The organism is Chelativorans alearensis, assembly GCF_010993735.1.
GTDB classification, from domain to species: domain Bacteria; phylum Pseudomonadota; class Alphaproteobacteria; order Rhizobiales; family Rhizobiaceae; genus Chelativorans; species Chelativorans alearense.
The window spans coordinates 116,771-139,945 of the sequence record NZ_WQNI01000011.1; the positions used below are offsets into that span (position 1 = coordinate 116,771).

Consider the following 23,175-nt stretch of genomic DNA (forward strand, 5'->3'; position numbering starts at 1 on the left):
TCACTCCAGGTCCGGCTCGCCCTTGAGCTCGCCCAGCACGTCCTGAAAGTCCTTCGCCTCGCGGAAATTCCGGTAGACCGAAGCGAAGCGGACATAGGCGACGTCGTCGAGCGACTTCAGCGCCTCCATGACCAGGAGGCCGATCTGGTCGGAAGGGATCTCGCTCTCGCCCGAGTTCTCGAGCTGGCGCACGATCCCAGTCACCGCGCGCTCCACGCGCTCGGGGTCGACATTGCGCTTTCTCAGCGCGATGTCGAAGGAGCGCATCAGCTTGTCGCGGTCGAACGGCACCTTGCGGCCCGAGCGCTTGACCACCACGAGATCGCGCAGCTGCACGCGCTCGAAGGTGGTGAAGCGGCCGCCGCAATCGGGGCAGGCGCGGCGGCGGCGGATGGCGGCGCCGTCCTCGGCGGGCCGCGAATCCTTCACCTGGGTGTCCTCGGACTGGCAGTATGGGCAGCGCATGGCAGCCTTTTCTTGGCAGAATCGCTTGTCGCGTCAGCCTTACCCCAGATAGGGGTAGAGCGGAAAGCGGTTGAGAAGGCCTTCGACCTTCTTCTTGACCGCTTCCTCGACAGCCAGGTTGCCCTCGTCGGAATTGGCCGCCTTCAGCCCGTCCAGCACCTCGGCGATCAACTGCCCCACCTGAGCGAACTCGGCGACGCCGAAGCCGCGCGTCGTGCCGGCGGGAGTGCCGAGGCGGATACCGGAGGTGACGAAGGGCTTTTCCGGGTCGAAGGGGATGCCGTTCTTGTTGCAGGTGATGTTGGCCCGCCCCAGCGCCGCCTCGGCGCGCTTGCCCGTCGCGTTCTTGGGGCGCAGGTCCACCAGCATCAGATGGTTGTCCGTGCCGCCGGAGACGATATCGAGGCCGGTCTCCTTGAGGCTCGCGGCAAGCGCCCGGGCGTTTGCCACCACCTGGTGCGCGTAGGCCTTGAACTCGGGCTGCAACGCCTCGCCCAGCGCCACCGCCTTGGCGGCGATGACGTGCATCAGCGGCCCGCCCTGCAGGCCGGGGAAGACGGCTGAGTTGAGCTTTTTCGCAATGGCCTCGTCGTTGGCGAGGATCATGCCGCCGCGCGGTCCGCGGAGAGACTTGTGCGTGGTGGTCGTCACCACATGGGCGTGCGGCAGGGGCGAGGGATGCGCGTCGCCCGCCACCAGGCCGGCGATGTGCGCCATGTCGACCATCAGGTAAGCGCCGACGCTGTCGGCGATCTCGCGGAAGCGCTTCCAGTCCCAGACGCGCGAATAGGCCGTTCCGCCGGCCAGGATCAGCTTCGGCTTCTTCTCGTGTGCCAGCCGCTCCACCTCGTCCATGTCGAGGAGGTGGTCGTCCTGGCGCACGCCGTAGGAGACGACGTTGAACCATTTGCCGGACATGTTGACGGGCGAGCCGTGGGTGAGATGGCCGCCGGAATTCAGGTCCAGCCCCATGAAGGTGTCGCCGGGCTGCAGCAGCGCCAGGAATACCGCCTGGTTCATCTGGCTGCCGGAGTTGGGCTGCACATTGGCGAAATTGCAGCCGAAGAGCTCCTTGGCGCGGGCAATCGCCAGCTCCTCCACCACATCGACGAACTCGCAGCCGCCATAGTAGCGCTTGCCGGGATAACCCTCGGCATATTTGTTGGTGAGCACGGTACCCTGCGCTTCCATCACCGCGCGGGAGACGATGTTTTCCGAGGCGATCAGCTGGATCTCGTCGCGCTGGCGACCGAGCTCGTTGCGGATCGCGTCGAAGATGTCGCGGTCGGTATCCTCAAGCGGCCGTGAGAAAAAGGTCTCGGTCTCGACGGCGGCGGCGGACGCATGTGCCATGGCGATGTCACCCCTTGCGCTAGAAGCTCATGATGCGTGGCGGAACCCGCGCGCCCTTAGCACTTTTCCGGGACCGCCACCACGTCTTGTGCCGATTTTTTGAGAGGGTGCGACATAGAGCACGACATACCGCGGCGTGGATAGGCCGGAAATGCGAAAAGGCCGCCCCGAAGGAGCGGCCTTTGAATGGAGCTCTCAGGTGAGGATCGCTACAGCGCGGTGGAAATCTGCAGCTCCTGCTGGCCGTCGCGGCCGTAGATGTCGTCGCGGAAGTGGATCGCGCCGTCGCCCGTCGACCATGCCGAGATGTAGGTGAAATAGACCGGCACCGGATTGGCGACGGGAATGCGCTTGTCTTCCTCGGTCTGGATCGTCGTCTCGATGGTGCGCCGGTCCCAGCCGGGCGTGTCGCGCAGGATCCACGTCACCAGGTCGCGCACGTTCTGCACGCGCACGCAGCCGGAGGAGTGGAAGCGCGCCTGATCGCCGAAAAGCTGCTGCTGCGGCGTATCGTGCATGTAGACCGCATGCTCGTTGGGAAAATTGATCTTGACGGTGGCCATGGCGTTGATGCGGCCGGGGTCCTGGCGGAAGCGGTATTTCGCCGCGTCGTCCGTCGACCAGTCGACGGAGAGCGGATCGACCTCGGTGCCGTCCGGCGCGATCAGGCGGATGCTGTTGTCCGTCAGGTAGCTGGGGTCCTCCCGCATTTTCGGGATGATGTCCTTGCGGACGATGGACACCGGCGCATTCCAGTACGGGTTGAGGATGATCTCGTTGATCTTGGAGTTCAGCACCGGCGTCTGCCGGTCGACCTTGCCGACGATCGCCGTGTGGCGCAGGAAGACGCGGCCGTTCTCCACCGCCTCGATCGAGGCCGCGGGGATGTTGACCGTCACCAGGCGGCCGTCGAGAGGATTCGCCGTCAGCTCGCGCAGGCGCCCGAGATTCGTCTGCAGCTGGCCGAGACGGATCGGCGCCGAGACGTTGAGCGCGGAATAGGTGTACTGGCCGGTAACGCCGTCCGCGGGCAGGCCGTGGCGGGCCTGGAACCGCTTCAGCGCCGCATCGACGTAGGAATCGAAGGCAGGCGACATGCCGGCCTGCGTGGACAGGTCCTCCGAAATCATCAGCCGGCGGCGCAGGATTTCCACATCCGGGTCGATGACGCCAAGCTGCAGCTTCTTGGTGGCCGGCACCATGGGCCAGCCGCCGCGCCCGACGATGTCCGAATACCGGGCGATGGCACGCTCGACATTGCTCGCCGTCTGCTGGCTGAGAATGGGTTGGGTAGAGGAGACGTTGCCGCCTTGCGCGGCCTGGGCGTCGAAGCGGTCGCCCCAACTGCCCCGCCGCGGGGAATTGATGATGGCATCGATTGCATTCTGCGCCCTGGCGGAGCCTGCAAGGGCCGCAGCGGCCGCGGCAGCACCGGCTCCGGTAAGGAAAAGGCGGCGGTTGGATTTCATGTTTACCGAACCCTCAACGTAAAACCCGGATTGTCTGGCTTTCGAACGTGCACGAAACAGCGTTAATTTTTCGCCAAAGCGCCGCTCGAAGCGTGACCGACTTGCCCTCTCCGGCCGGAATGCGGCCTTGGCAGCGGCGATGTCGCATCATCCATTCCACCGCAATTATGTTATTAACGTGGCGCTTATGATTACAACAGGACGCCCATCACAATACCGTAATGGCCGGCACCCCGTCAGGGATACCAGCCATTCCGGTCGGCCTCCGCCGGCCGCCCCCAGCAGTCAAAACGGCACTGCTCACATGCGATAGGCGATGGTGTCGTTCCAGAAGCGGTCGAGCCGCTGCAGGGCACGGTTCATCTGGCGGAACTCGTCGGCCTTGATGCCGCCCACCTGCTCGATGGAGCCGATGTGACGGTCGTAGAGCTTGGAGACGACCTTGGCGATCTCCGTGCCCTTCGGCGTCAGGCTGATGCGAACCGAGCGGCGGTCGACGCGCGAGCGCTGGTGGTGGACGAAGCCCTGGTCGACGAGCTTCTTCAGGTTGTACGAGACGTTGGAGCCGAGATAATAGCCGCGCGTGCGCAGCTCGCCCGCCGTCAGCTCGGCATCGCCGATATTGAACAGGAGCAGCGCCTGGATGGCGTTGATGTCGCTGCGGCCCTGGCGCTCGAACTCGTCCTTGATGACGTCGAGCAGGCGGCGGTGCAGCCGCTCGACGAGCTGCAGGGATTCAAGATAGAGGGAGCGCAGCGGCGCCTCGCCCTCTTCGTGGGTAGACGTCTTCTGTGTCGCGGATCGCGTGTTGATCATAACTGGTGCCTTTCGTTTTGACGCCGGTGAGTTTTTTGTTTTCACCTTGGAGGCAACCCTATCGAATGCACCTAAAATTCGACTTAAACGTCAGGCTTAACAACACCTTGCGCAGGAAACCCTGCATTTAGGGCTAAAAAGGCGTTAACTTCGGTTAATGCGGGTCGCGGCGCCGGGCGAGATGAAGCAAGGTCCGCAGCACGGCATAAAGGGCGGCCACCGCGCCGTGCAGAACGATGAGCCAGGGCCACGCGCCGAAGAGCTGGGGGAAGAAGCCGTACATGACGGCTTCGGCGGCCGCGCACAGGAACCAGACCACCGGTCCCCAGGAAGCCAGCATCCAAAGCCCGACCGCGGCAAAGGGAAAGAGGACGGCGAGCGGGGCGGCCGTCGCCTGCCAGTAGAACGGCATCAGGTCGAAGCGCCATTCCGGCCCCTCGAAGAAGCCCAGGAGCCTGACCCAGTAGCCGATGCCCTGGACGAGGCAGAAAAGCGCCACGGCGCGCTGCAGCATCTCCAGCGCATATTCGAGGGGGGATTGGCGCACCGGCATCTGCGTGACCGCGTCGTTCGTCACAGCTTAAGCTCCCCGTCGGGAAGCGGCGCGAAAAAAGCGTCGATCGCCGCCGGGTTCACCTCGTCGAGCGATGCCGGCCGCCACTCCGGCGCCCTCGTCCTGTCGATCACCGCCGCGCGGATGCCCTCGTAGAAGTCGCCGTTGGCCAGCATGCGGTTGACGATCCGGAACTCCATGCGCATGCACTCGTCCATGGTGAGCGCGGCGCCGAGGCGCAGTTGCCGGAAGGCGACGTGAAGGCTGGTCGGCGAGCGCTTGGCGATTGTCTTAAGTGTCGCGGCCGCGAATCCATCCCCCTCTTCCGCGGCTTGCGAAAGGCTGGCGACGCACTCTTCCAGCGTCAAAAGGGAAAAATGCCGGGCGATGGCGTCAAGGCTCGCCGCGTCCTTTTCTCGGGGCACGTCGCGGGCGCGAGCGGCAAGGGCTCCGTCCACCTCGCCCGTCCGGGCGATCTCGTCTACAAGCCCCGCAAGCGCCGCCGAATCGACGGCATGGGTGGCAAGCCCCGCCCCGAGCGCCTCGCCCTGCCCGATGCGCTCGCCGGTCAGTGCCAGATACATGCCGTAGTGGCCTTTAAGGCGTGACAGGAAGTGGCTGCCGCCGACATCGGGGAAGAAGCCGATGCCGACCTCGGGCATGGCGAAAACCGCCTTCTCCGTCATCACCCGGTGCGAACCGTGGGCGGAAACGCCCACCCCGCCGCCCATCACCACCCCGTCGATCAGCGCCACATAGGGCTTCGAGAGGCGCGCGATGGCCGCATTGAGGCGGTATTCGTCGGCGAAGAAGCCGATCGGCGGCCTGCCGGCGCGGCCGGCTTCATAGATGTCTAGAATGTCGCCGCCGGCGCAGAAGGCCCTGCCCTCCCCCTTGATGAGGACGACGCGCACTTTCTCGTCCGCCTCCCAGGCGGCCAATGCGCGGCCGATGGCCTTGACCATGGAATGGGTGAGCGCGTTGAGCGCGGCCGGTCGGTCAAGCACAATGATGCCCGCATGGCCTTGCCGCCCGAAACGGATGTCGCCGCCACCGTCGAAATCGCCTTCCAATCGAGCCTCCCCTCGCGAAACGCTCAATTGGTGATTATGTGCGGCATGGCGCCGCGTCAATGGCGGCATGCCCGCCTTTCCCGCCGCCACGGGCCGCATCGGGGGCGATACGCCCGCACTCCATGTTGTTCAGGCGTGTCGGCGCGTGATAAATATCGCGGCATACTGGAGAAAAGCCCGTGAACAAGCTGACCCGCGCCAAGCCCGAAGCCATCCGCAGCGTCGACGAGATCACCGCCGGGCGGCGATTGAGGCGCATGCGCAAGGCCGACTGGTCGCGCCGGCTGGTGCAAGAGAGCCACCTGCGCGTCGACGACCTGATCTGGCCGATCTTCCTCATCGAGGGTGAAAAGCGGCAGGAAGAGATCGCCGCCATGCCCGGCGTCTTCCGCTATTCGGTGGACCTTGCGGTGCTCCAGGCCGAACGCGCGGCCAAGCTCGGCATCCCCGCCCTTGCCACCTTCCCCAACATCGACATGAGCCGGCGCGACGTGCGCGGCTCGGCCATTCTCGACCCCGACAACCTCATCAACCAGGCGACCCGCGCCATCAAGGAGGCGGTGCCGGAGATCGGCGTCATCACCGACGTTGCGCTCGACCCCTTCACCAACCACGGCCATGACGGCATCCTGCGCGACGGCGTCATCGCCAACGACGAGACGGTGGCGCAGATCGCGGAAGCGGCGGTGCTGCAGGCGGCCGCCGGCTCCGATGTCATCGCCCCGTCCGACATGATGGACGGGCGCATCGGCGCCATCCGCGACGCGCTCGACGGCAGCGGCTTCCAGGATGTCGCCATCATGTCCTACGCCACCAAGTTCGCCTCCGCCTTCTACGGCCCTTACCGCGAGGCGATCGGCACAGGCGGCCTTCTGAAGGGCGACAAGAAGACCTATTACATCGACCCCGCCAACACGGACGAGGCGCTGCGCGAGACAAGCCAAGACCTTGCCGAGGGCGCCGACATGGTGATGGTCAAGCCGGGCCTTCCCTATCTCGACATCGTGCGGCGGCTGAAGGACAGCTTCGCCGTGCCCACCTTCGCCTATCAGGTGTCGGGCGAATACGCGATGATCAAGGCCGCCGCCGCCAACGGCTGGCTCGACGGCGAAAGGGCCATGATGGAAAGCCTGCTCGCCTTCAAGCGCGCCGGCTGCGACGGCATCCTCACCTATTTCGCGCCCGAGGCGGCGGCACTTCTGGCCAGGCGGTAGCGGGCGGCAGCGCCATCGTTCGGAGCATTGCGATGAGACAGGACAAGGCCATCCAAGAGGTGCTGCGAAACGCGGAAGCGTTGCAGTCGATGGGCGTAACCGCCCTCTACCTCTTCGGCTCGACAGCCCGCGATCAAGCCGTCGAAGACAGCGATGTCGATATATTCATCGACTACGACAAGAACCGCCGCTTTTCGCTTATCAATCTCGTCGGCATCAAGCAGTTTCTCGAAGAACGCTTGGCGACCGACATCGACATCACCACACGCGACAGCCTTCACCCGATGCTCAAGGACGACATCGAGGGATCGGCTGTTCGGGTATTCTAATGGCGGCCCGAAAAATCCGGCCGATCCTCGCCGAGATCGTTGAGGCGCTCGACGGTATCGAGGCGGCGACAGCCGGAAAGGAGTTCGGACAATTCCAATCGGACTGGCTTTTGCGCCACGGAATTCAACGCGGAATTGAGATCATTTCGGAAGCCGCCCGTCACCTCCCTTCCGATTTGCTTGCGCTTGAACCGCAAATCCCGTGGAAACAGATACGCGGGATCGGCAATATGCTGCGCCACGAATATCACCGAATTTCAGATTCCATAGTCTGGGCCGTAGTTACCGAGGACCTTCCACCGCTGCGTCGTGCAATTGAGCGCATTCAGATATCGCTCGATGCGTCTGGTATCGAATGAACGATGGGGGTGCCGGGCGACATGCCATCCTCGAAATCTTGAAACCCCGCCCTCCATCCCCATCTGCAAGTGACCAGCTTCCCATAAGGCAGGAGCCCAATGGCACACACAGACGCACATTCAAGGACGCTCGACGGCGAGGTCATCGCCGCGCGCCTCGATGACTGGCGCACCCTTCAGGGCGTGCGCACGCGGCGCGTCATCGCCTTTTTCGTCGACTATCTCCTGATCGGCCTGATTCTCATCCCCGTCGGGCTCCTGGTGTTCCTGTTCGGCCTCCTCACCCTCGGCCTCGGCTGGCTGCTCTTCGGCATTCTCGGGCCGGTGATAGCCCTTCTCTATGTCGCCGCCACACTCGGGGGGCGGCATCAATCCACCCTCGGCATGCGGATGATGGGCATTCGCCTCGAAAGGCTCGACGGCGGCCGCGTCGACCCTCTTCTGGCGGTCGTCCACACGGTTCTTTTCTGGGCCGGCAACGCCATCCTCACGCCTCTTATCCTGCTCGCCACCCTCATCCTTCGCTACAAGCGCGCCGTGCACGACCTGCTTCTGGGCACGGTGGTGGTGCGCGCCGACTGACGGAACGGCGTACCACGCCGAGGCGAAGGCGTGGTGCAAAGTTGCGCATGAGATGGTAGCGCGGGCAAATCCATGCTTGCGGCGGCAAGCGCCGTGCTTATGCTCTGGCGCACCTGCGGGCAGCGGCCCGCGTGCAGTTGAATGCGGGACGCGATGGCCGATTTCCACCTCTGGATGACCTATGCGATCATCCTCGTAACCGTCGTCGCCTATACGAGCGAGCGCTTCGCGCTGGAGCAGGTGGCGCTGGGGAGCCTTGCGGCCTTCCTCTTCCTGTTCGCCGTCTTCCCTTACGCGAACGAGACCTATGGCAGCCTGAACCCGGAAGAGCTCTTGACCGGCTTCGCCAATCCGGCGCTTGCCACGGTGCTTGCGCTTCTCATCGTCGGCCAGGGCCTCTTCGCCACCGACGCCATGGACAGGCCGGCGCGCATGATCTCGCGCCTGGGCGGCCGCTCCAGCACCCGCGCCATCATTATTACCGTGTTGGCCGCCGCCGTCTTGAGCGCCGTTTTGAACAACACGCCGGTGGTGGTCATCTTCATTCCCGTGCTCACGGTGATGGCGGCGCATCGCGGCTTTGCCGCCTCCAAGGCGCTGATGCCGCTTTCCTTCCTCACCATCCTGGGCGGCATGACGACGCTGATCGGCTCCTCCACCAACCTTCTGGTAGCAGGCGTCGCTGCCAAGTCGGGCATCGGCATCGATTTTTTCGACATCACCGTCCCGGGCGCGATGCTCGCCGCCGTCGGCGCGGTCTATGTGCTCGGCGTCATGCCGCGCATCCTGCGCAAGACCAGCAACGAGACCAGCTATCAGCAGACGGTCTCCGGCACCCAGTTCATCGGCGAGATCCGGCTGACGGCGGGTCATCCCTTCATCGGCATCGAATCGCGCGCCGGCCTGTTTCCCGGCCTCGGCGAATTGACCCCGCGCCTCATCGTGCGGCGCGGCATGAATTTCTATCCGCCTTTCGAGAACGTCACCCTCTCGGAGGGCGACCGGCTGGTGGTGACGGCGACGCGGCGCGCTTTCCTGAACGCCCTTTCGAGGGGCGGCGCCAGCATCGTCTCCGACAGCGCCGACGAGCATTTTGCAGGCACCGGCGATCCCTCGCAGCCGCTGGGCCCAGACTACCATCTCGCCGAGGCGGTCATCGCGCCTGCATCGCGCCATGCCGGGCGCACCATCCGCAACGCCGGCATCGACACCACCCACGGCATCCACATGCTCGGCGTGCAGCGCAAGCACCGCATGGGCCGCATGCCGATGTCGGAAATCCGCCTGGAGCCCGGCGACACGATCCTCATCGGCGGCACCGACAGGGCCTTCGAGGAGCTGCGCGAGGGGCACGATCTCCTGGTGCTGGAATGGTCGGCCGAGCCCGTGCCGCAGCGCCGCAAGGCCGGCATCGCCATCGCCATATTCGCCTTCATCGTGATCACGGCGGCGCTCGACCTGCTTCCGATCGTGGCAACCTCGATCATCGGCGCCGTCGCCATGATCGCCACGGGCTGCCTCACCCTGCCGCAGGCGGGCCGCGCCTTCGACCGGCAGATCTTCGTGCTCGTCGGCGCCTCCATCGCCGCCGCGACGGCGCTCGAGCGCACCGGCGGCGCTCAGCTCATCGCCGATGCGGCGGTGAGGCTGATGGACGGCCAAAGCTCGGCGGTTGTCTTGTCGGGCTTCTTCGCCGTGGTGGCGGTACTGACGAACTTCCTGTCCAACAACGCCACCGCCGTTCTGTTCACCCCCATCGCCGTCGGCATCGCGCAGGCCATCGGCGCGCCGCCGATGGCTTTCGTCGCCGCCACCATCTTCGCCGCCAACGCCTCCTTCGCCACCCCCATCGGCTATCAGACCAACCTCCTGGTGATGGGCCCCGGCCACTACTCCTTTCGCGACTTCATCAAGGCGGGCGCGCCGCTGGTGGCAATAATATGGTTGACGTTTTCCCTCGTCGGTCCATGGTATTATGGGCTTTGACAAGGGAGCGACGCCCACGAAAAATGACGCACCACCAGACACAATCGCCGCAATTCTTCCTCACGGCGCCCTCGCCCTGCCCCTATCTGGAGGGCCAGTACGAGCGCAAGGTGTTCACGCACCTTGTCGGCGACAAGGCGCCTGAGCTCAACGACCTTCTGACCCAGGGCGGCTTCCGCCGCTCGCAGAACATCGCCTACCGGCCGGCCTGCGAGACCTGCCGGGCCTGCGTGTCGGTGCGCATCCTGGCGCAGGAGTTCCAGCCGACGAAGAGCATGAAGCGCATCGTGAAGCGCAACGCCGACCTGATCGGCACCGCCCATGACGCCGAGCCGTCGACCGAGCAATACTCCCTCTTCCGCGCCTATCTGGACGCCCGCCACAGGCGCGGCGGCATGTCGGACATGACGGTGCTCGACTACGCCATGATGGTGGAAGACACCCACGTCGACACCAAGGTGATCGAATACCGCCGGCGCGGCCCCGATTCCTTCATCACCGGCCGCGGCGAGGGCCCGCTCCTGGCGGTGGCGCTCACCGACCAGATGACCGACGGCCTGTCCATGGTCTATTCCTTCTACGATCCGGCCGTCGAGGACCGCTCGCTCGGCACCTTCATGATCCTCGACCACATCCGCCGCGCCACCGCGGCCGGTCTGCCCCACGTCTATCTCGGCTACTGGGTCGGTGGCGCCCGCAAGATGGCCTATAAGGTGCGCTTCAAGCCGCAGGAGCATCTGGGGCCGAACGGGTGGGAGCGCTTCGAATAGCCTCACGGCCGTAACGGCGGGCCGGGCGGCATGCCGCCGATATTTCTTTATCACCTCCAGCTTCCCTACACAGCGATACGGTTGCAAACGCGTTTAGTTGCGGGCGCGGTCACGATGCGTTTGCCGTAAACGTAGGGAGACTGTCTCGATGGTTCAAAACCAGATCGGGGAAATGAGACCGGTGCATAAAAACCGGCATGCGAAGCCACGCAGAACAGTCCGCGGCCTTCCGCCTCTTCCTTTCAAAGCCGCGCGCGAGCGTGGGCTAAAGCTGGTATGCGGCGTGGTGGGGGCCCTGGCCCTGCTCGCCGGCCTTGGTTCCCCCGCTCAGGCGCAGGTTCAGCCGCCTGTCGTCACCTGCTTCACCGATGGCGCCATATTCAACACCGCGTATAACGCGGCGACGGGAGGTACGCTCGACAGTGGGAACGATGCTTATTGGGAAGTGGCTGAAACCACCGAGGATGTCAGAGGCCAGCCGCCAACGAACCTGACATATCAAAGAGCGGTTGTCATCGAAACGCCCGCGCCCGGCTGGGCCGCATCTCCCTACGCTAATGCGGACTGGATATCGATCCAAGCCAACGGGCTGCATCAGCAAAACCCCACTGGGCACCTCGATATATTTTACCGGTTCAGCTTCTACCTCGATCCGCAAGTCCAAACGGATCGCCTCGCCCTGGATATGGCTTTCTGGGCCGACGACAACATCTTCGAGACGTGGGTAAACGGCACCGCGCAGGGCGTCAGATCTCCTTACCCAGCAGGCCAAGAATATGACTTTCCGGGGTTTTTCCAAGGAAACGGCGCAGTCGGTGTTTTGCCCGGCCCGTGGAACACCGGCACCGGTCCCGGCGATCTCAACGAAATAGTCGTTCATATCAAGTCGGCCGGGGGCTTCCAGGGGTTGCTTTCGCAGTTTGACCCAGGGGGGCTTTGCCAGCCGGTACTGACGCTGCAAAAAGCCGTGATAAACGACAACGGCGGCACGGCGAGTGCAACCGACGGCTTTACGCTTAGCGCAACGGGGCCGCAAGGCGCGGCAGCGCCCGTAACGATTTCGGGGCAATATACGGATCCGGCCAACCCGGCCATAACCGACCAACTGGTCGCGACGGGCGAATACCAACTCTCGGAGGTGGTTCCCGTTGCCGGATATACGCCCAGCTATAGCTGCGAGATCCAACGCTTTTTCGAAGATGGCACGTCCCAGACCATCATCGACGACGACGATCAAAACGTTGAGCTCCACACCGCCGATATCGCCGTCTGCACCATCACCAACGACGACCAGCCGGCACAGCTTACGTTGCAGAAGCTGGTCACCAACGACAATGGCGGGTCGGCCGCGCCGGCCGATTTCACGCTCGTCGCCACGGGGCCGACGTCGATCCAAGGCGCCCACGGCAGCCAGACGGTGACGAACGCCGAGGTGAGCGCGGGATCCTATACCTTGTCGGAGGCCAACGGCCCGGCCGGCTACGCGGCTACCGGCCCCTACATCTGCGCGGTCAACGGCGCCGCCGCCGTCGCCGACCAGATAACGCTCGCGAGCGGCGATCAGGCGGTGTGCACCGTAACCAACGACGACCAACCGGCCACCCTGACGCTGCAGGTGACCGTGCAGAATGATAACGGGGGCACCGCCACGGACGCCGATTTCACTTTGCGGGCTGCCGGCCCGACGACGATCGAGGATGCGGAAGGCGCCAATGCCGTAACGGATGCAGAGGTCGACGCCGGCGCCTACACCCTCTCCGTGCCGACGGCGCCCTCCGGCTATGCAGCCGTCGGCCCTTACAGCTGCACGGTGAACGGCGGCAATCCCGTCGAAAGCGACAATCTGTCGCTCGTTCCCGGCGATGTGGCCGTCTGCACCGTCACCTACCGGGACGAGGCGGCCACGCTCACCTTGCAGAAAGTGCTCAACCTCACCCATGGCGGGTCGGCTCAAAGAGGGGATTTCACCTTGACGGCGACCGCCACCGGGGCCACGGCGCCGATCGTCTCAGGCGCGCATGGCGAGCCGCAGGTCACGGGCGCAGCGGTGAGCGCCGCCACCTATGTGCTGGCGGAAACAGGCGGTCCGAGCGGCTACACGGCCGGCCCCTATCGCTGTTCGATCAACAATGGCGCCGAGGCCGCCCTTACCAACGACGAGGTCACGCTCGCCGTCGGCGACACGGCTGTGTGCACCGTGACCAATTCCGATCAGCCGGCAAAACTGACGCTGCTGGTCGACGTCCGCAACGACAACGGCGGCACCGCCACGGATAACGATTTCACCCTGCGGGCCGACGGGCCGACACAGATCGAGGGCACTGAAGCCGGCACGGCGGTAACGCAGGCCGAAGTCGACGCCGGCGCCTATGCCCTTTCCGTGCCGACGGCGCCCCCCGGCTACGCTCCCACCGGCTCCTACAGCTGCACGGTCAACGGCGGCAATCCCGTATCGAGCGACGATCTCGCACTCAATTCCGGCGATGAGGCCGTCTGCACCATCGTTTACCAGGACCAGGCGGCGACGCTGACGCTGAGAAAGGTCGTGCGCAACGAGAAGGTCGGCACCGCGAAAGCGGAGGACTTCATCCTCGCCGCCGCTGGTCCCACGCCGATCGAGGGAAACCATGGGAGCCCGGACGTCACCGGCGCTTCGGTGAAGGCGGGCGATTACACGCTGTCGGAAGCCGATAATGTACCCGGCTATTCAGCCGTCGGTCCCTATGAATGCGAGCAGGACGGCACCGCCCTTCCGCCGGCCAACACGGTCACGCTCGGGCCGGGCACCGCGACCGTCTGCACCGTTACGAACCTCGACCAGGCAGCCACGCTGACGCTCCTGAAGGCATTGGTGAACGACGATGGAGGGACCGCCGTAAAAGGAGACTTCGTGCTTACGGCGAGTGGCCCGGTCGAAAAGCGAGGGCCCGAGGGGCATGCGGACGTGACACAAGCGCAAGTGCCGCTCGGAGCCTATACGCTGAGCGAGGATGGGCCCTCGGGCTACGGCTCGAGCCTCTACAGTTGCGTCGTCAACAACGCTGCCGCCGTCGAAGGCAATACATTGACGCTGGCGGCCAACGACGTGGCGGTGTGCACCGTCACCAACGACGATATCCGGCTCGAAAAGACGGGGCCCGTGGAAGAGGGCGGCCTGCTCGCCGACGTCGCCGAACCCGGCGAGACGCTGATCTACACCCTGACGCTCACCAACGACGGCGATGTCGATGGCCTCTATGACCTCGTCGACGATATGGATGACAGCATCAGCTATGTCGGGCTGGCCGAAGGCGGCGCGGGACTGGGCGAGCCGAGCAATACCGACCCCCTGGAATGGAAGGATGTCGTGGTTCCCGCCCGCGGCCAGGTGGCCGTCAGATACAAGGTGAAGGTCGCCGACCCGATCCCCAACGGTGTCGAGATGATCCGCAATTGCGCCGGCCCGGGCGTCTGCGTCGAGATCGCCGCAGCCGGCAAGGTCACGACCAGAAAGGCGATTGTGGAGGAAGAGGGCGGCGCGCAGGACGATCTGGTGGAGCCGGGCGAGATCCTGACATTCGAGATCACGCTCATCAACGAAGGCCGCGCCCCCTCCCCTTATAATCTCGAAGACCGGGCCGATCCCCACCTCACCTATATCGCGGGTTCGGCAGAGGGCTCGGCAAATGCCGGCGAGCCGGCGAGCACGAGACCGCTGGTGTGGCGCGCCATCACGGTGCCGGCCGGCAATCCGCTGGTCGTCAGATATAAGATGAAGGTCGCCGACGACCTGCCCCCCGACGTGAAGACCGTCAGCAACCTGGCGTATGCGGAAGGCAAGGCGCTGCCCGCGAACTTCTGCGGGATCACTCCGGGAGCCTGCGTCGTTGCCGATACCGTGAACCTGACGCTCACCAAGACCGCCGGCCTGACCGAAGTGCGAAGGGGCGAGACGGTGCCGTTCACGATCCGGGCCGTCAACAATGCCGGCGCGCCGGTGCGGGATCTCACGCTGATCGACACGATCCCGCCCGGCTTCCGTTTCATGGAAGGTTCCGCCACCATCGCCGGCAAGCCCGTCACTCCAACCGTCGAAGGCCGTTCGCTGCAATTCTCCATCGCATCGATCGAGGCCAATGGGGAACTGGAGGTCAAGCTTAGCCTGCAGGCGCTCGCCTCCGTCAAGCCCGGCGAATATGTGAACCGCGCCGGCCTCTTCGATGTGCGCGGCCGCGAAATCGTGACGCAGGCGGAGGCGAGGGTCGAGATCACGGTCGACCCGGTCTTCGACTGCGGCGACATCGTCGGAAGGGTCTTCGACGATATCAACCGCAACGGCTATCAGGATCCGGGCGAGGTGGGCCTGGGCGGCGTCCGCCTTTCCACCGTCGCCGGCCTCTTGGTGACCACCGACGCGCAAGGCCGCTTCCATGTCGCCTGCGCGGACCTGCCCGATCAACGCATCGGTACGAACTTCATCATGAAGCTAGACCCGCGCACGCTGCCCGCGGGCTACAGGATCGTCAGCGAAAACCCGCGCCTCGTCCGGCTCACGGCAGGCAAGGTCCAGCGTCTCAATTTTGCCGCCGCGCTCGGCCGCCTCGTGCGCGTCGACGTGAATGACGCGGCATTCGCGCCCGGAACGACCGCGCTCCTGCCTGAATGGCACACGCAGCTTCCGGGCCTCATCGCCTTGCTCGAGCAAGAGCCGTCGATCCTGCGCATCGCCTATGTCGAAGCCACCGGCGACCGGCGCCTCGCCGCCCAGCGCGTCAAACAGATGCGCCGCACGGTTGCCGAAATGTGGAAGGCGGTGCCGGCCCGCTACCGCCTGGAGATCGAATCGCGCATCGAGATCGGCCGGTAAGAAGCGGGCGTCATGGAGTGGACGGCGCTCGCCGGTAGAGCAATTCCAGGAAAAGTGGGAACCGGTTTTCCGTCTGGAATTGCTCTACCGCCCTCCCCTCACATCTTCGCCAAAAGCTCCGCCAGCTGATCCGCGCATTGCCCCCAGCCTTCGTGGAACCCCATCTCCTCGTGGGCTTTGCGGTCTTCAACGGTCCAGTGCCGGGCGCGCGCGGTGTAGCGTGTCTTGCCGCCCTCGTCCTCGAAGGTGATGATGCCGGTGAAGAAAGGCTTCTCGGAAGGCTGCCAGGCCTCCGTATAGGCGTCGGTGAAGACGATCTTCTCGTTCTCCACCACCTCCAGATAGACGCCCTGGTTCGGATAGTCCTTGCCGTCGGGATCGCGCATGACGATGCGGCTGGTGCCTCCGGGCCGCACGTCGAGTTCGACCGCCGAAATGGTCCACGGCTTCGGCACGAACCACTGCTTCATGATCTCCGGGTCGGTCCAGGCGCGAAAGACCTTCTCGCGCGGCGCGTCGAAAACGCGCGTCAGCACGAGTTCCCGGTCGTGCGCGGGGGTGGAGTTTTCCTGGGTGGTCATGATGTCCTCCTTGGGTTGCTTTCCGTGCCGAGGACGATAACACGAGGACAAATCCGACACGCCCCTTCCCTTTCGCCAGGCGGTAGGGCTGTCGCATATGGATTTTGAGTCCCTGATGGTACCCCCACCCCTCACCCCTCCCCTCAAGGGGGAGGGGGAGGGGGACGATGGAGGGCTCGGCCTGCCTCCCTCCCCCTTGAGGGGAGGGATTGAGGGTGGGGGTCCGGCGAAGCCGAACAAAGAATCGGTCCATATGCGATAGCCCTCCCAGCAAGGGAGCGAAAGGCGCCTACCCGAACTTCCCCGTCCTCGGAAAGCCCTTCGGCGCCATGCGCCCCGCCGCCGCGCGGTTGCCGAGCCACTCGGCGAGCTCCTCCTGGCTGCGGCTGAAGGTGCGGTCGGCCGAATCCTGCCAGGAAAGCCCCTCTTCAATAGCGAAGGTCTTCAGGTCCGACACGCCGCCGTCCTTGTAGCGCTGCAGGCGCACGCCCTTGCCGCGCGCCATCTCCGGCACCTCCGACAGGGGAAAGACGAGAAGCTTCCTGTTCATGCCGACGATGGCCACATGGTCGCCGGTGACCGGAATGCACAGCTTCGCCTCGTCCGGCGCCTTGACGTTCATCACCTGCCGGCCCTTGCGGGTGTTGGCAACGACGTCCTTCTCCGCCACGATAAAGCCGTTGCCGGCGTGGGAGGCCAGGAGCAGCCGCCGCTCGGGATCGTGCGCAAAGGCGGTGACGACCGCCTGGTCGTTCTCCATGTCGACCATGATGCGCACGGGCTCGCCATGGCCGCGGCCGCCGGGCAGCCGGTCGGCGCCGAGCGTGTAGAATTTGCCGCCGGTGGTGAACAGCAGGATCTTGTCCGTCGTCTGGGCGTGGAAGGTGAGCTTGAGCGAGTCCCCCTCCTTGAAGGCGAGCGAGGAGAGGTCGGACAAGTGCCCCTTCATGGCGCGCAGCCAGCCCTTCTCCGAAAGGACGATGGTGACCGGCTCACGCTCGATCATCGCCTGCTGCACATCCTCAAGGTCGTGCGTAGGCGCCTCGCCGAAGGTGGTGCGGCGGCGGCCCAGCGCCGGGTTCTTCTCCGGGTCGAAGGTCTCGCGCACCTTCGCCACCTCCCAGCGCACCGTCTTCCACTGGTTGGCCGTGGAGCCGAGCAGCCCTTCGATCTGCGTCTTCTCCTCAGAAAGCTTGTCGAACTCCTTGCGAATCTCGAACTCCTCGAGCTTGCGCAACGCCCGAAGCCGCATGTTGAGGATGGCTTCGGCCTGGGTGTCCGTCAGTTCGAAACGGGCGATCATGACGGGCTTCGGCTCATCCTCCTCGCGGATGATGCGGATCACCTCGTCGATGTTGAGATAGGCGACCAGATAGCCGCCGAGGATCTCCAGCCGCCGCTCGATTTCCGCCAGCCGATGGCGCGAGCGGCGCAGGAGCACCTCGCGGCGATGGTCGAGCCATTCGCGCAGAACCTGTTTCAGCGACAGGACGCCCGGCACCTTGCCGCGCGAAAGCACGTTCATGTTCAAGGGGAAGCGCGTCTCGAGGTCGGTGAGCCGGAAGAGCGATTCCATCAGCAATTCAGGTTCGACGGAGCGGCTCTTCGGCACCAGCACGATGCGCACGTCCTCCGTGCTCTCGTCGCGCACGTCTTCCAGAAGCGGCAGCTTGCGGGCGATGACGAGTTCGGCGATCTTCTCGATTAGCCGCGACTTCTGCACCCCGTAGGGAATCTCGGTGACGACGGCGTTCCACGTGCCACGGCCCTGGTCTTCCTTCTCCCAGCGCGAGCGCACGCGAAAGCCGCCGCGGCCGGTCTCATAGGCCTCGCGGATGGCGGCCGCCCCCTCGACGATGATGCCGCCGGTCGGGAAATCCGGTCCCTTGACGAAGCCGAGCAGGCGCTCGACCGGCGTTTCCGGATCGTCGATCAGGGCAAGGGCCGCGTCGCACACCTCGGCCGCGTTATGCGGCGGAATGGAGGTGGCCATGCCGACGGCGATGCCGGACGAGCCGTTGCACAGAAGGTTCGGGAAGGCGCCGGGAAGGACGATCGGCTCCTCGTCCTCCTCGTTGTAGGTGAGGCGGAAGTCGACGGCATCCTCGGTGATGCCCGTCAGAAGCTCCGCCGCCACCTCCGTCATGCGCGCTTCGGTGTAGCGCATGGCGGCGGCGTTATCGCCGTCGATGTTGCCGAAATTGCCCTGCCCGTCGACCAGCGGGTAGCGCATGGCGAAGGGCTGCGCCAGCCGCACCAGCGCATCGTAGATCGACTGGTCGCCGTGCGGGTGGAACTTGCCCATCACGTCGCCGACGATGCGGGCGCATTTGGCGAAACCCTGGTCGGGGCTCAGCCGCAAGAGCCGCATCGTGTGCATGATGCGCCGGTGCACGGGTTTCAGCCCATCGCGCACGTCGGGCAGCGCCCGGTGCATGATGGTCGACAGCGCATAGGCCAGGTAGCGCTCTTCGAGCGCCTTTCTCAGGTCGACGGGAGCCGCCGAATCATCGCCCCCGCCGGGCGGAAGAAGCTCTTTTCCCATGGCTTCCGGTTAGACCAGCAGACGATTCGCGGCAAGTGGGAAGGCGGTTGTGACGCAAGGGATCGCTTGAAAACTCAAGCCCGGCGTGTACGGCACCCCTGTCAGCATCTGTCAGGAATGTTTTCCTATCCCCATTCACGCCCCTCCCGACCCGTGCGATAATCCCGCCTGAAGAAAGGAGAAGGCCATGGACGGGAGTGCGGCAATCGAGCAAGATCGCGTGGCGCTGAAGCGCATCGTCGCATCGCTCGTGGCCATGGCCGGGCTCGTCGTGGGTGCTGATCCCGAGGCGCGGGCCGAGGGCGAGCCGCGAAAGACCCTGCCCCGCCATCTCTGGCGTGCCATCCTCAGCCTGCTGCGCCCGGCTGAGGCCGCCGCGCGGCGGCTGATCATCGCCGCCGCGCGCGGTCTCACCGTCTGTCTGCCGCCCCCGCGCAAACAGAGGCCCGTGAGCCCGGCGCCGCTCCTGCGCAGCCTCGGCATCGCCGTGATGGCCTCGCCCGCCGACCTGGCCGCCGCAGCGCGCAGAGCGAGGGCGGGAGCCAGGCGCGCCGCCGCTCCCGCCCGTCCGCGAAGCGTGAGCCTGCCGCTCTTCGACCCGCTGCCGCATACCCCGACGCAGGACCGCCGCCATGGGCCGGCGCACGCCGTCCCGCGCATCCTGTTTCCGGGCGTCATCGAGCCGTCTGCCCTCCCGCGGCCGCCCTCCCGCGACGATCCCGTCAGCGCCGCGCGTCTTGGCCAGCGGCTGGCGGCACTCGCCGCTGCCCTTGACGATCTGCCGGGGCAGGCCATGCGCTTTGCCCGCTGGAAGGCGCGCCGCGATCTGGGGCTTGTGCGCCGCACCGCACCGCTGCGCGGCGGCCGCCCGCCCGGCGGCCGGCTGTCCCGCTTCGACCCGTTTGCCCACCGCCCCCGCAATATCCGCGAGGTGGACGAGATCCTGGCGCACGCCCATTCGCTGGCCGTGGACGCGCTTGCGCGCCCCGACACGTCGTGACGCGTGGGCCGCGGACCGGCTTTCGGCGGAGCATTTCGACGAGCTTAGAGGCCAGACGGCGTGAAAAACCGGGCGTGGTAGTGAGGAGTGCTGGCCGAAGGCCAGGAAAAGCCAATGGTGAGCTTGCGAACGCTTTTCCAACGACGAACGCCCGGAGCCATAGCGGAGGGCAGAAACGCGCCCTCACTTTCCTGGAAGCGCAGAGAGGAGCAATCGCCATGCCCTGCCGGGCAGTCGCATATGGGCATTTTTGCAGGCTTCGCCGTTCCCCGCGCTACTCGCCCCCATCCCGCTGCGGCCGCGCCCTTTTCGCCCGGCCGAACGTATAGCCCGTCTCCACCGCCTCGCGCCCGTATTTCTCCCGCAGGCTGTCGATCGCCCCTTCGGCGAGCGCCCGCTTGTGCGACAGGTGGTCGACGAGGTCGGGCGGGTCGGCCTTGGCAGCATTGGTCAGGTCGGCGACGCCGATGCCGATAAGGCGGAAGCGGGTGCCGTCCGCCTCGCGCTTCAGCATGTCGAGGCCGGTGTGGAAGATGCGGTCGGCAAGCCGCGTCGGGTCGCCCAGTTGCCGGTTGCGCGTGCGGGTGCGGAAGTCCGCGGTCTTCAGCTTCAGGACGACTGTGCGCCCGGCGATCTCTGCCTTCTTCAGCCGCGCCGAGACACGCTCCGACAAAGCCCTCAGCACCGGCACCAGCTCCTCGAAGGCGGCGATGTCCTTGTCGAATGTGGTCTCCGACGACACGCTCTTGGCTTCGCCCCGCGGCTCCACCGTGCGCGTGTCCATGCCGCGCGACAGCCGGTAGAGCCGGTCGCCCATCGTGCCGTAACGGCGCATGAGGTCGGCGCGCTCCATGCGCTGCAACTGGTCGATGGTGCGGATGCCGTCATTCGCCAGCGTCGCCGCGAAGGCCTTGCCGACGCCCCAGATGATCGTCACCGGCTGCGCAGCCAGAAAGGAAAGCGCCTCGGCGCGGCCGATGACGGAGAAGCCGCGCGGCTTGTTCATATCGGAGGCCACCTTGGCGAGAAACTTGCAGTAGGAAAGGCCGACCGAGACGGTGATCCCGATCTCGTCTTCGACCTGCCTTGCGAAGCGGGCAAGCACGAAGGCCGGCTCCGCCCCGTGCAGCCGCTCCGTGCCGGAAAGGTCAAGGAACGCCTCGTCGATGGACAGAGGCTCCACCAGCGGGGTCAGCGCCAGCATCATCTCCCGCACCTGGCGCCCGACACGCGCGTATTTCTCCATGTCCGGCTTGATGACGATGGCCTCGGGGCAGGCCTCCAGCGCCTTGAACATGGGCATCGCCGAGCGCACGCCGTTGATGCGGGCGATGTAGCAGCAGGTGGAGACGACGCCGCGCTTGCCCCCGCCGATGATCACCGGCTTGTCGCGCAGGGCCGGGTTGTCGCGCTTTTCCACCGCCGCGTAGAAGGCGTCGCAGTCGATATGGGCGAGCGGAAGGGCGCCGAGTTCCTCATGACGGAGCACGCGCGGGCTGCCGCACGCCCCACAGCGGCGTTCCCCCGAACCGGCACGGGAGAGGCAGTCGCGGCAAATGCCGTGCACGGGAGCGTTGACAGCCATGGCAGCTTATGAGAACATAAAGGGAACAGAATAATAGAGCAACGCGCACGCCAGCACAAGCAGAGGAGAGGGAGCGTGACGGTTTCCATCGTCCCGTTAACGCCGGAGCTTTGGCCGGCTTTCGAGGATTTGTTCGGCAAGCATGGTGCCTGCTACGGCTGCTGGTGCACCCATTTCCGCCTGCCGCCGGCGGTGCGGCGGGAAAACGACCGCCAGCGCAACAAGGACCATATCCGTGAGCGGGTGGAGGCGGGGCCGCCGCCGGGGCTTTTGCTTTTCGATGGCGAGAGGGCGGACGGCTGGATGCAGATCGGCCCGCGCCTCGACGTGCCGGAGTGGAACAACCGCGGCCGCGTCTCCGCGCCTGTGGACGACGCGCCGGCGGGCGACCCGGCCGTATGGGCCATCTCCTGCTTCTTCATCCGCACGAGCGCTCGCGGACGCGGGCACACCCATGCGCTGGTGCGCGCCGGCATCGGTTTCGCCCGCGCGCAAGGCGCGCGCGTTCTCGAAGCCTGCCCGATGACGCAATCCAGGGATTCGCGCTCCATCGGCCTTTTCGTCGGCTCGCGCCGCGTTTTCGACAAGGCTGGTTTCGGCGAGGTGATCGAGCGCAAGATAGGCCGGCCCCTGATGCGGCTTGCGCTATGAGCGCGGCCGTTGCCAGAGCAATTCCAGGAAAAGTGGGGACCGGTTTTCCGTCCGGAATTGCGACAAGACAAAGAGTTAGACCGCAGTCAGGGCTGGATGTCCCAGTCTCCGTCGCCGAGGGGAAGTTGCCTGTGCGCGGCCGCCACGTCCTGCGGCGGGACGCCGCTTTGCTCGCTGAAGGCGAGGAGCGTGGGCTCATGCGCGAGCACGAATTGCAGCACCCCGGCGAGGAAGCCCGGCTCGTTCGCCGCTTGCCGGATCTGCCCGGCCTCGATGCCCGTCAGCGCCAGGAAGCGTGGCAGAAGCTCCGAATCGGAAGCGATGAAGGAGAGCGCCTGAATGGCGATCGCTTCGGCCTGTTCCTGGTGCATGGGAGCGCGTCCTCGATCTTCTTGAAAGGTTCGCCGATGCGATAATGACAAAGACGGACCGGCGCAAGCGGCGGCAAAAGCGGGCGTTCCCGCTTGAACCGATCAATTCGGAAAGGATACTTTTTCTTTTCGTAAAGCAAATCATGCCATAAAGCGGTTGGGGACACCGGCAAAAGCGCCCGTACCCGCCTTGGCGGGAAGGGGCATGCAACGGTATGGGGGCCCAATGCCGAAAAAGGTGATGATCGTCGAGGACAACGAGCTCAACATGAAGCTCTTCCGCGACCTCATTGAAGCAAGCGGCTACGAGACCGTGCGCACGCGCAACGGCCTGCAGGCGCTGGAGCTGGCGCGCGACCACCGCCCCGACCTCATTCTCATGGACATTCAGCTTCCCGAAGTCTCCGGCCTGGAAGTCACCAAATGGCTGAAGGAGGACGACGAGCTGCACTCCATTCCCGTCATCGCCGTCACGGCCTTTGCCATGAAGGGGGATGAGGAGCGCATCCGCCAGGGCGGCTGCGAGGCCTATATCTCGAAGCCGATCTCGGTGACCAACTTTATCGACACCATCAAATCCTACCTCGGTGACGCGTGATGAGTGTGGTGGAAGAGTATATTCGGAGG

At 65.3% G+C, this 23,175-nt stretch carries 21 protein-coding genes; 10 read left to right on the forward strand and 11 right to left on the reverse strand.

Annotated elements, in window-relative coordinates:
- The 6 genes from nrdR to GPJ75_RS17790 all read right to left on the reverse strand — a co-directional run bounded on the left by nrdR (nt 1) and on the right by GPJ75_RS17790 (nt 5,729).
- On the reverse strand, nt 1-465 hold the full coding sequence (gene nrdR, locus GPJ75_RS17765) for a transcriptional regulator NrdR (protein ID WP_159586287.1): 465 nt from the start codon (nt 463-465) through the stop codon (nt 1-3).
- A 39-nt stretch (nt 466-504) separates the two neighbouring features.
- Nucleotides 505-1,818: a serine hydroxymethyltransferase gene (glyA, locus tag GPJ75_RS17770; protein ID WP_163269752.1), complete on the reverse strand. Its 1,314-nt coding sequence runs from the start codon at nt 1,816-1,818 to the stop codon at nt 505-507.
- A gap of 209 nt (nt 1,819-2,027) precedes the next feature.
- The gene (locus tag GPJ75_RS17775) at nt 2,028-3,287 is read right to left on the reverse strand and encodes a L,D-transpeptidase family protein (protein ID WP_163269754.1); all 1,260 of its coding nucleotides are present in this window, start codon (nt 3,285-3,287) and stop codon (nt 2,028-2,030) included.
- A gap of 300 nt (nt 3,288-3,587) precedes the next feature.
- Nucleotides 3,588-4,103 carry a transcriptional regulator LdtR gene (gene ldtR, locus GPJ75_RS17780; protein ID WP_163269756.1) on the reverse strand — a complete coding sequence of 172 codons (516 nt, stop codon included), beginning with the start codon at nt 4,101-4,103 and terminating at the stop codon, nt 3,588-3,590.
- Between the two features lie 154 nt (nt 4,104-4,257).
- Entirely contained in the window at nt 4,258-4,680 is a 423-nt protein-coding gene (locus GPJ75_RS17785) for a DUF6163 family protein (protein ID WP_163269758.1), read from the reverse strand.
- A complete protein-coding gene (locus GPJ75_RS17790) occupies nt 4,677-5,729 on the reverse strand; it encodes an enoyl-CoA hydratase/isomerase family protein (protein ID WP_246249112.1) in 1,053 nt (350 codons plus the stop codon). The genes GPJ75_RS17785 and GPJ75_RS17790 overlap by 4 nt, the downstream gene beginning before the upstream one ends.
- A 179-nt stretch (nt 5,730-5,908) precedes the next feature.
- Here GPJ75_RS17790 and hemB point away from each other — a divergent pair, with 179 nt between their 5' ends.
- The 6 genes from hemB (at nt 5,909) to GPJ75_RS17820 (ending at nt 10,969) form a co-directional block, all read left to right on the forward strand.
- Nucleotides 5,909-6,943 (forward strand): porphobilinogen synthase, encoded by a 1,035-nt coding sequence (gene hemB / locus GPJ75_RS17795; protein WP_163269762.1) that lies wholly within the window; start codon nt 5,909-5,911, stop codon nt 6,941-6,943.
- 32 nt (nt 6,944-6,975) lie between these two features.
- Nucleotides 6,976-7,272: a nucleotidyltransferase family protein gene (locus tag GPJ75_RS17800; RefSeq protein ID WP_163269764.1), complete on the forward strand. Its 297-nt coding sequence runs from the start codon at nt 6,976-6,978 to the stop codon at nt 7,270-7,272.
- The gene (locus tag GPJ75_RS17805) at nt 7,272-7,631 is read left to right on the forward strand and encodes a HepT-like ribonuclease domain-containing protein (protein ID WP_163269766.1); all 360 of its coding nucleotides are present in this window, start codon (nt 7,272-7,274) and stop codon (nt 7,629-7,631) included. The genes GPJ75_RS17800 and GPJ75_RS17805 overlap by 1 nt, the downstream gene beginning before the upstream one ends.
- A 99-nt stretch (nt 7,632-7,730) precedes the next feature.
- Nucleotides 7,731-8,213, forward strand: a complete 483-nt coding sequence (locus GPJ75_RS17810) for an RDD family protein (protein ID WP_163269768.1) — start codon at nt 7,731-7,733, stop codon at nt 8,211-8,213.
- A gap of 153 nt (nt 8,214-8,366) precedes the next feature.
- Entirely contained in the window at nt 8,367-10,199 is a 1,833-nt protein-coding gene (locus GPJ75_RS17815; RefSeq protein WP_163269770.1) for an SLC13 family permease, read from the forward strand.
- A 23-nt stretch (nt 10,200-10,222) separates the two neighbouring features.
- Nucleotides 10,223-10,969, forward strand: a complete 747-nt coding sequence (locus tag GPJ75_RS17820) for an arginyltransferase (RefSeq protein ID WP_163269772.1) — start codon at nt 10,223-10,225, stop codon at nt 10,967-10,969.
- 265 nt (nt 10,970-11,234) lie between these two features.
- Here GPJ75_RS17820 and GPJ75_RS17825 read toward each other — a convergent pair whose 3' ends face one another.
- Entirely contained in the window at nt 11,235-11,849 is a 615-nt protein-coding gene (locus GPJ75_RS17825) for a hypothetical protein (protein ID WP_163269774.1), read from the reverse strand.
- Between the two features lie 27 nt (nt 11,850-11,876).
- Here GPJ75_RS17825 and GPJ75_RS17830 point away from each other — a divergent pair, with 27 nt between their 5' ends.
- On the forward strand, nt 11,877-15,815 hold the full coding sequence (locus GPJ75_RS17830; RefSeq protein ID WP_281354821.1) for a hypothetical protein: 3,939 nt from the start codon (nt 11,877-11,879) through the stop codon (nt 15,813-15,815).
- Nucleotides 15,816-15,913: 98 nt separating this feature from the next.
- On the opposite strand, the gene GPJ75_RS17835 is transcribed toward GPJ75_RS17830, so the two are convergent.
- The gene (locus GPJ75_RS17835) at nt 15,914-16,396 is read right to left on the reverse strand and encodes an SRPBCC family protein (RefSeq protein WP_163269778.1); all 483 of its coding nucleotides are present in this window, start codon (nt 16,394-16,396) and stop codon (nt 15,914-15,916) included.
- Between the two features lie 289 nt (nt 16,397-16,685).
- Nucleotides 16,686-18,941, reverse strand: coding sequence for a DNA topoisomerase IV subunit A (parC, locus tag GPJ75_RS17840; protein ID WP_163269780.1), 2,256 nt, complete (start codon nt 18,939-18,941; stop codon nt 16,686-16,688).
- 187 nt (nt 18,942-19,128) lie between these two features.
- Here parC and GPJ75_RS17845 point away from each other — a divergent pair, with 187 nt between their 5' ends.
- On the forward strand, nt 19,129-19,941 hold the full coding sequence (locus GPJ75_RS17845; RefSeq protein ID WP_163269782.1) for a hypothetical protein: 813 nt from the start codon (nt 19,129-19,131) through the stop codon (nt 19,939-19,941).
- A gap of 274 nt (nt 19,942-20,215) precedes the next feature.
- Here GPJ75_RS17845 and GPJ75_RS17850 read toward each other — a convergent pair whose 3' ends face one another.
- The gene (locus GPJ75_RS17850; RefSeq protein ID WP_163269784.1) at nt 20,216-21,526 is read right to left on the reverse strand and encodes a DNA polymerase IV; all 1,311 of its coding nucleotides are present in this window, start codon (nt 21,524-21,526) and stop codon (nt 20,216-20,218) included.
- Nucleotides 21,527-21,601: 75 nt separating this feature from the next.
- On the opposite strand from GPJ75_RS17850, the gene GPJ75_RS17855 reads away from it, so the two are divergent.
- A complete protein-coding gene (locus GPJ75_RS17855) occupies nt 21,602-22,177 on the forward strand; it encodes a GNAT family N-acetyltransferase (RefSeq protein ID WP_163269786.1) in 576 nt (191 codons plus the stop codon).
- 86 nt (nt 22,178-22,263) lie between these two features.
- On the opposite strand, the gene GPJ75_RS17860 is transcribed toward GPJ75_RS17855, so the two are convergent.
- The gene (locus GPJ75_RS17860; RefSeq protein ID WP_163269788.1) at nt 22,264-22,548 is read right to left on the reverse strand and encodes a DUF3572 domain-containing protein; all 285 of its coding nucleotides are present in this window, start codon (nt 22,546-22,548) and stop codon (nt 22,264-22,266) included.
- Nucleotides 22,549-22,774: 226 nt separating this feature from the next.
- Here GPJ75_RS17860 and GPJ75_RS17865 point away from each other — a divergent pair, with 226 nt between their 5' ends.
- Nucleotides 22,775-23,146, forward strand: a complete 372-nt coding sequence (locus tag GPJ75_RS17865; protein WP_163269790.1) for a response regulator — start codon at nt 22,775-22,777, stop codon at nt 23,144-23,146.
- Nucleotides 23,147-23,175: the final 29 nt, after the last annotated feature.

Coding starts and splice junctions, on each gene's coding strand:
- GPJ75_RS17845 (WP_163269782.1), top strand. CDS start 19,129: ATGGACGGGAGTGCGGCAATCGAGCAAGATCGCGTGGCGCTGAAGCGC.
- GPJ75_RS17865 (WP_163269790.1), top strand. CDS start 22,775: ATGCCGAAAAAGGTGATGATCGTCGAGGACAACGAGCTCAACATGAAG.
- GPJ75_RS17820 (WP_163269772.1), top strand. CDS start 10,223: ATGACGCACCACCAGACACAATCGCCGCAATTCTTCCTCACGGCGCCC.
- GPJ75_RS17800 (WP_163269764.1), top strand. CDS start 6,976: ATGAGACAGGACAAGGCCATCCAAGAGGTGCTGCGAAACGCGGAAGCG.
- nrdR (WP_159586287.1), bottom strand. CDS start 465: ATGCGCTGCCCATACTGCCAGTCCGAGGACACCCAGGTGAAGGATTCG.
- parC (WP_163269780.1), bottom strand. CDS start 18,941: ATGGGAAAAGAGCTTCTTCCGCCCGGCGGGGGCGATGATTCGGCGGCT.
- GPJ75_RS17850 (WP_163269784.1), bottom strand. CDS start 21,526: ATGGCTGTCAACGCTCCCGTGCACGGCATTTGCCGCGACTGCCTCTCC.
- GPJ75_RS17805 (WP_163269766.1), top strand. CDS start 7,272: ATGGCGGCCCGAAAAATCCGGCCGATCCTCGCCGAGATCGTTGAGGCG.
- GPJ75_RS17810 (WP_163269768.1), top strand. CDS start 7,731: ATGGCACACACAGACGCACATTCAAGGACGCTCGACGGCGAGGTCATC.
- GPJ75_RS17815 (WP_163269770.1), top strand. CDS start 8,367: ATGGCCGATTTCCACCTCTGGATGACCTATGCGATCATCCTCGTAACC.
- ldtR (WP_163269756.1), bottom strand. CDS start 4,103: ATGATCAACACGCGATCCGCGACACAGAAGACGTCTACCCACGAAGAG.
- GPJ75_RS17860 (WP_163269788.1), bottom strand. CDS start 22,548: ATGCACCAGGAACAGGCCGAAGCGATCGCCATTCAGGCGCTCTCCTTC.
- glyA (WP_163269752.1), bottom strand. CDS start 1,818: ATGGCACATGCGTCCGCCGCCGCCGTCGAGACCGAGACCTTTTTCTCA.
- GPJ75_RS17835 (WP_163269778.1), bottom strand. CDS start 16,396: ATGACCACCCAGGAAAACTCCACCCCCGCGCACGACCGGGAACTCGTG.
- GPJ75_RS17825 (WP_163269774.1), bottom strand. CDS start 11,849: ATGAACGACTATTTCGTTGAGATCGCCGGGACCGGTGCCGGTGTTCCA.
- GPJ75_RS17775 (WP_163269754.1), bottom strand. CDS start 3,287: ATGAAATCCAACCGCCGCCTTTTCCTTACCGGAGCCGGTGCTGCCGCG.